The 6,288-nt window shown below is 69.6% G+C and carries 8 protein-coding genes and 1 pseudogene; 5 read left to right on the forward strand and 4 right to left on the reverse strand.

The features are described from left to right. Positions 1-33 precede the first annotated feature (33 nt). On the reverse strand, positions 34-774 hold the full coding sequence (locus DI573_RS05210; RefSeq protein ID WP_292811381.1) for an exonuclease domain-containing protein: 741 nt from the start codon (positions 772-774) through the stop codon (positions 34-36). Between the two features lie 70 nt (positions 775-844). Between DI573_RS05210 and DI573_RS05215 the strand changes: the two genes are divergently transcribed. Next, complete coding sequence (locus DI573_RS05215) at positions 845-1,756, forward strand: alpha/beta hydrolase (protein ID WP_292811383.1); 912 nt, start codon at positions 845-847, stop codon at positions 1,754-1,756. Here DI573_RS05215 and DI573_RS05220 read toward each other — a convergent pair. Continuing rightward, positions 1,704-2,276 carry a CGNR zinc finger domain-containing protein gene (locus DI573_RS05220; protein ID WP_292811385.1) on the reverse strand — a complete coding sequence of 191 codons (573 nt, stop codon included), beginning with the start codon at positions 2,274-2,276 and terminating at the stop codon, positions 1,704-1,706. The two genes, DI573_RS05215 and DI573_RS05220, sit on opposite strands and share 53 nt — an antisense overlap. Positions 2,277-2,349: 73 nt before the next feature. On the opposite strand from DI573_RS05220, the gene DI573_RS05225 reads away from it, so the two are divergent. Together DI573_RS05225 and DI573_RS05230 are read left to right on the forward strand one after the other, a co-directional pair. Then, positions 2,350-3,327, forward strand: coding sequence for a DMT family transporter (locus DI573_RS05225; RefSeq protein WP_292811388.1), 978 nt, complete (start codon positions 2,350-2,352; stop codon positions 3,325-3,327). 113 nt (positions 3,328-3,440) lie between these two features. Beyond that, positions 3,441-3,890, forward strand: a complete 450-nt coding sequence (locus DI573_RS05230) for a MarR family transcriptional regulator (RefSeq protein WP_292811390.1) — start codon at positions 3,441-3,443, stop codon at positions 3,888-3,890. Between the two features lies 1 nt (position 3,891). On the opposite strand, the gene DI573_RS05235 is transcribed toward DI573_RS05230, so the two are convergent. Beyond that, positions 3,892-4,167, reverse strand: coding sequence for an ATP-dependent DNA ligase (locus tag DI573_RS05235; RefSeq protein WP_292811392.1), 276 nt, complete (start codon positions 4,165-4,167; stop codon positions 3,892-3,894). A gap of 171 nt (positions 4,168-4,338) precedes the next feature. Here DI573_RS05235 and DI573_RS05240 point away from each other — a divergent pair, with 171 nt between their 5' ends. Then, entirely contained in the window at positions 4,339-4,530 is a 192-nt protein-coding gene (locus DI573_RS05240; RefSeq protein ID WP_292811394.1) for a hypothetical protein, read from the forward strand. A gap of 9 nt (positions 4,531-4,539) precedes the next feature. Here the strand turns inward: DI573_RS05240 and DI573_RS05245 are convergent, their stop codons facing one another. Next, a complete protein-coding gene (locus tag DI573_RS05245; RefSeq protein WP_292811397.1) occupies positions 4,540-5,526 on the reverse strand; it encodes an NADP-dependent oxidoreductase in 987 nt (328 codons plus the stop codon). 508 nt (positions 5,527-6,034) lie between these two features. Between DI573_RS05245 and DI573_RS05250 the strand changes: the two are divergent. Continuing rightward, positions 6,035-6,288: pseudogene (locus tag DI573_RS05250) on the forward strand (glycosyl transferase family 2); the annotation flags it as partial.

Here is a 6,288-nt window from a genome sequence, read left to right on the forward strand (position 1 = left end):
TCGTCATGCCTCGCGTGCGGCGGGGCGTGCAGATCACCGGATGGGCCAGGATCCGTCGAGGCTCTCGGCGGGATCGAGCCGGCCGATGCGGATGAAGTACTCCGACAGGCTCTCTGCCTGCGCACGCGCCCACGCGATCTGACGGGTGTGCAGCTCGGCTCCCGTGGCGGGCAGTCGATCGGCGAACCGAGCCGCGATCGCCTGCGCCACGCGGCCGGCGGCGATCGCATCGGCCGACGCATCGTGCGCGGCCTCGAGCAGAACCTCGTAGTGCGCCGCGACGGCGTCGAGGGTGCGCTTGCCGCGGCGATACCGGTCGAACGTCTTGTCGACGACGAGCGGGTCGATCACGGGAGCGGGGGAGAGGATCGGGGCGATGCCCAAGCGCTGTGCCTCGTACTTGAGCATCGAGAAATCGAACGGGGCGTTGTAGGCGACGACGGGGATGCCGGCGGTGAACAGATCGCGCAGGCGGTTGACGATCTCACCGACCACCTCGCGCGCAGGGCGTCCGTGCTTCCGTGCATGCGCGGTGGTGATCCCGTGCACGGCCGTCGCCCCCTCGGGGATCTCGATGCCCGGGTCGGCCAGCCATGAGGCGTGCTCGATCACGGCGCCGCCGGGCCCGACCACGCCGACGTGCGCGCTGACGATGCGATCGACCTCGACATCCACCCCGGTGGTCTCGAGGTCGAATACACCCAGCGTCCGGCACCACGCGGGGGGACCCGGGAGGAGGAACTCGTCTCCGAAGAGGGGCTCGGCCTGCACCATGTCCCCACGCTATGGGCAGGCCCCGACATCCCCGGCGAGGCGCTCCGGGAGGTGAACGTAGACTCGGGGAGTGCCTCCCGCCGATCCCTACGCTGCCGCGCTCGCACGGATCCCGGTCGTGCGACGCGACGTCGCCGTCGGCGGCGGGATGACCGCCTACTGGGAGTACGGAGACCCCGGATCCGAGGTCACGGTCATCGCCGTGCACGGATTCCGCGGCGAGCACCACGGGCTCGAGCCGGTCGTCGCACATCTGCCGGGGGTGCGCGTGATCTCGCCGGACCTCCCGGGATTCGGCGAGAGCGCCCCTCTGCCGGACACCGTCCATGATCTCGACGCCTACGCCCGCTGGCTCGGGCAGTTCGTCGCCGCCACCGCGCCCGGCGCGGTGATCCTCGGTCACTCCTTCGGGTCGATCGTCGTCGCCGCAGCGCTTGCGCGCGGTCTGGGTGCCCCGCGCGTCGTGCTCGTGAACCCGATCGGCGCGCCGGCCCTTGAGGGACCCCGCGGCATCCTCACGCGCCTTGCGATCTTCTACTACTGGGCGGGCGCGCAGCTGCCCCGACCCCTTGGCGAAGCGCTGCTGCGCAATCGTCTGATCGTGCGGATCATGAGCGTCTCGATGGCCAAGACCCGCGACCCCGAGCTGCGCTCCTTCATCCACGGTCAGCACGACGCATACTTCTCGCGCTTCGCGGATCGCGATGTGCTTCACGACGCGTTCGTCGCCTCGGTGTCACACGACGTCAGCGAGTTCGCCCACGAGATCCGTCAGCCGACCCTGCTCGTGGCCGCCGAGCGCGACGACATCACCCCGATCGCGGCGCAGCGCGCGCTCGCCGGGACGTTCGTCGATGCACGGCTGGTAGAGATCGACGGGGTCGGGCACCTCATCCATTACGAAACGCCCGCGCCGGCCGCCGAGGCGATCAGGCGCTTCCTCGCGGAGCCTGACGTGCCTGCCGGCGACGATACGCGTTGACGTTCATGCGATTGCCGCAGTTGCCGGTGTCGCAGTAGCGCTTGGAGCCGTTGCGCGAGAAGTCGATGTAGACCGCCCGGCAGTCGTCGGCGGAGCACTCGCGCACGCGGCTGTACTCGTCCGCGCGGATGACGTCGACGAACGCCATGGCCGTCTCGACGAGGATACGTGTCGCGAGAGGCTCGTCGTCGGCCGCGGCGTGGATGTGCCAGTCGTAGTCGTCGTGGATCACGAGCTGGGGGAGCGCGCCGCCCGCGCGCAGGAGCGCATTGACGAGGGGCACGGCGCCGTCGCGGTCGACGCCCCAGAGATCGAGCAGCGGCCGGCGGATGTCGCGGAGCTGCGCGAGTTCGGTCTCGTCGCGACGGACCGCGCCGGAGTAGCGGTGGGTGTCGAGGAAGTCGGCGGCGTCCTCGATCGAGGAGAGGCGATCCACGTGGTCGTCGGCGGCATCGGGATGGGTGTTCACGAGATCGGCGGCGGCGCGGAGGGCGACTTCTGTGTCATGGGCGAAGACCATATTGACTCCTGACGAGGCGGGCGCTACTGTCACCAGTGTAATTGCATGTGACTCATGACAGTGGGACCCGCCCGTGGCTCAGACCCTCGCCGCGCCGATCATCGCGCCGCACACTCCCGCCCGCTCGCTCGGCGTGCTGACCGGCCTCGCCTCGGCCCTGGCGTTCGCCTCGAGCGGACCGTTTCTGAAGGCGCTCGTCGAGTCGGGCTGGTCGACGGGTGCGGCCGCCACGATGAGGATGTCGGGCGCGGCGGTCGTGCTGCTGCCCGTGCTCATCATCGCCCTCCGTCGCGATCCGCGCCTGTTCCACCGCCACGGATGGATCATCCTCGGCTTCGCGCTCACGGGAGTGGTGGGGTGCCAGGTGTTCTATCTCTCCGCGCTGCAGCGCATGCCGGTCGCGGTCGCGCTCCTGGTGCAGTATCTGGCGCCGGTCCTGCTGGTCGTCTGGGCATGGGCCCGCACGCGGCGAGCACCGGGCGGCCGCGTGCTCGCGGGGTCGGCGGTGAGCCTGGCGGGTCTGGTGCTGGTGATCGATCTCGGCGGCGCGTCGGTGGACGCGCTCGGGATCCTCTTCGCGCTCGGCGCGGCCGTGTCGATGGGGGCGTACTTCGTGCTCTCGGAGCGGGCGGGCGACGATCTTCCCCCGCTGACGCTGGCGGCCGCGGGTCTCGCGGTGGGATCCGTGATCTCGGCACTGCTCTGCGTCGTGGGAGTGATGCCCTTCACCGCGTCCACGGCCGATGTGCAGCTCGCCGGCGCGACTGTCGCGTGGTTCGTGCCTCTGGGGTGGGTCGTGGTCATCGCGACGGCCCTCGCGTACAGCCTCGGCGTCGTCGCTGTCACCCAGGTGGGGTCGCGGGTGGCCTCTTTCGTCGGTCTGTCGGAGGTGCTCTTCGCGGTCGTGTTCGCCTGGATGATCCTCGGCGAGACGCCGACGCCGGTGCAGCTGCTGGGGGGTGCGGTGCTGGTCGCGGGTGTCGTGCTCGTGCGCGCCGGCACGCCCGCGCGGGCGCACGAGGCTCGGCTCCCGGAGATCCCCTCGACGTGAGGGAGGTCTCCCGTCCACACGAGTGTGAGCGGCGGATGTCTCGGTTGGCGAGCTAACTAGACTGGGGCCTCACGCGCCCGGCTCTCGGGGGTGCGTCCCGGCGAACAGGAGCGATGATGCGCACCGAAGAGCTCACCCTGGACGCGGCGCGTTCGATGGAGCGCCTGCGACTCGCCGAATCCCGGCTCGCGCGCCGCCGGCAGACGGAGTGCGGTCCCAGTGAGAATGCGCGTGCCGCGATGCGATTCATCCTCGAGCGTGCAGACGCGGGCGACGCGGCGACGCCGCGGGGGATCGCCGAGTACCTGGGCATCTCGTCCCCGTCGGTGTCGGCGATCCTCGACAGGCTGCACGCGGGAGGCATGATCGCTTTCGAGCCTCATCCGCAGGATCGCCGCAGCAAGCTCGTCGTGCCCTTCGACCGGTCGACCGACATCGATCGACTCGATCCGCTCACCGCCCGTATCCGGGATCTCGCAGAAGAGCTCTCGCCGGACGCGGCGGCCGAGATAGCCCGCTTCCTCGACATGATCACGGATGCCGTCGAGCGGGAGTGCGCGTAGGTCAGACCTCTGCCGGCTCGGGGCCGAGTGCGAGTCCGTGGGGCCCGCTCGCGTCGTCCATGAGTGCGTCGACCCAGTGCCGGTTGATGGTCGGCGTGCGACTGCCGAAGAAGTGCAGGGTCATCGGAACGGCCGGATGGATCCACACGCTGCGGTGTCCTGAGCCGTCGCTCGTGGGAAGATGCAGGAAAAAAGGCTCGGCCCGACGCATCTTGTTGCTCAGGACGATACGCAGGTGCGCGAGGGCTCGATCGTCGATGTCGAACGATTGCGCCATGGCGCCATAAACGAGTCTGCCCACAAAATCAGAGTACACGGCCTGCACGCCTAACCAGATCTGCTTAGGACGCCTAACTACCTGTCGGGGGCTGAGGTCGACGGCTAACGTCTCGGGCCCTCGGCCGCAACCCCATCGACCGCACAGGGGCGCCACCATACCGTGGGGTGCATGATCTTCCTCCTGGCCGGTGGTCCGCGCGACGGGCAGTTGGTCGATGAGGTGCCGGTGGGCTACGTGACCGAGAGGACGCTCGGGGGATCGATCGAGATCCTCGAGGGGCTGATGGCCGTCACGGCGCGGTGGGCAGGGCCTCGTCCTCTGCCGCGTGCGGGTGGCTCCGGGCGGCGGGCGCTGCGCTGACGCGAACCCTCAACGCCGCGACTCGACGACGTCGCGGGCCTTGATGATCGGGAACGGGTTCACCGGGTGCGTGCCCAAGACCACCTTGCCCCGCGAATGCAGGCGCTGCAGGTCGGCATAGGCGTCGGCGACCCGGCCGAGCGGGTAGAAGCCGGAGATCAGCAGGGTGAACGCTCGACGTGCGGCGAGGGCGACGGCCCGCTCGAGGAGGGCGGTGCCGTGCGCCATCGATTCGGGGTCGTCGCGCAGCAGCGCCAGCTCGACGTCGCGTCTGTCCGCGCTCGAACGGAAGCGGGATGCCGGAACACCCAGTTCCTCCGCCACCTCGCGGCCGTCCTGTCCGAAGTTGTCGATGAACGCGGTCACCCCCTGGGGCGCCGCCTTGCGAATCCGGTCGGCGATGCCCTCGCCGTATCGGATCGGGATGATCCCGAGCTGGCGCAGATAGTCGAAGTTGCGGTCGCCGCACGTGCCGATGACCCGCGCGCCGAGGTGCGCCGCGATCTGCGCCTCCACGCTTCCCACCCCACCCGCGGCGGCGGAGATCACGACGGTGTCGCCTGAGCCGATCGACAGGGAGTCGAGGGTGTCGAGGGCGGTCGCGGCGGCCAGGTACAGCCCACCGGCGACCTCCCACGGCACCGTGCGTGGGCGACGGACCAGCGCCGCCGTGCTCACCGTGAGATGCGTCGCCTGCGCGCCCGAGCGAAGGTGACCCACCACCTCCGTGCCCGGTGCCCACCCCTGCGCGCCCGATCCGCACGCCAGGACGATGCCGGCGAAATCACTGCCGGAGCGCCGGGGGAACTCCTCGCCCCACTCCTGTTCGCGACCCGCCCGGAGGAGGGCGTCGATGTGGCTGATACCCGCGGTGACCACTTCGATCACGACCTCGTCGGTTCCGGGTGGCCGCAGATCCCGCTCCCGGAGGACGAGCACGTCCGGTTCGCCCGGGGTGTCGTACTCGACGACGGTGGCGCTGGTGGGGATCTTCATGGGCCCGTCCCTTCGCTCGACGATGAGCGCTCTCATGGTACGGCCGCCGCAGGGGGTCGAGGGTCGATCGACCGCATCGTAGGCCCGCCCGAGGCTCGGGATCCGGCCGTCCGCGCGTGTCCGCCACCCGGGGGACAGTGTCCCCCAAAGGGGAGGGATGCTGTCCCCCAAAAGGGCGACAGACCCTAGTCAGGAACTGTTTCCGGCTCTGAGCGCCTCGATGACGAACAGATGAAGCCTTGCTGGGAACGCCGTGAAAGCGCGAGACCACCGATCGCTCGGAAAGGGCCGCCCGGCCTGCGAGATATATCGGGCCTGTCCGCCGGACGGTGGACGAGCGGGCAGGGTTACGGTCCTGTGAATCCTGGTCGGACGGTCTTTTCGTGCGCCCCGGCGGGGTCACACTCGAGTCAACTTCACAAACCCCCAGCGTCGCGGGACCCACAAGGCCATCGATCACACGAGGGGTGCGGATGTTCATGGGTACCCCGAGCTCTACCTGTTCGCGGTGTACTCACTGCTCATCTGGGGGCTGTGGCTCACGAAGCTGCTGCTCAGCCAGCGCTACCGCCCGTACACCGAGCCCTACGCCATCGGCACGAGCGTGATCATCCCGGTCGTCGACGAACCGCTGGATCTCTTCCGTGACGTCCTGCGCCGCATCGTGGACCAGAAGCCCGACGAGATCATCGTGGTCATCAACGGCGCCCGCAACCTCGCGCTGGAGGGTGTCTGCGCCGAGTTCGCGCCGCAGGTGCACTG

Source organism: Microbacterium sp. (genome assembly GCF_003248605.1).
Lineage (GTDB): Bacteria > Actinomycetota > Actinomycetes > Actinomycetales > Microbacteriaceae > Microbacterium.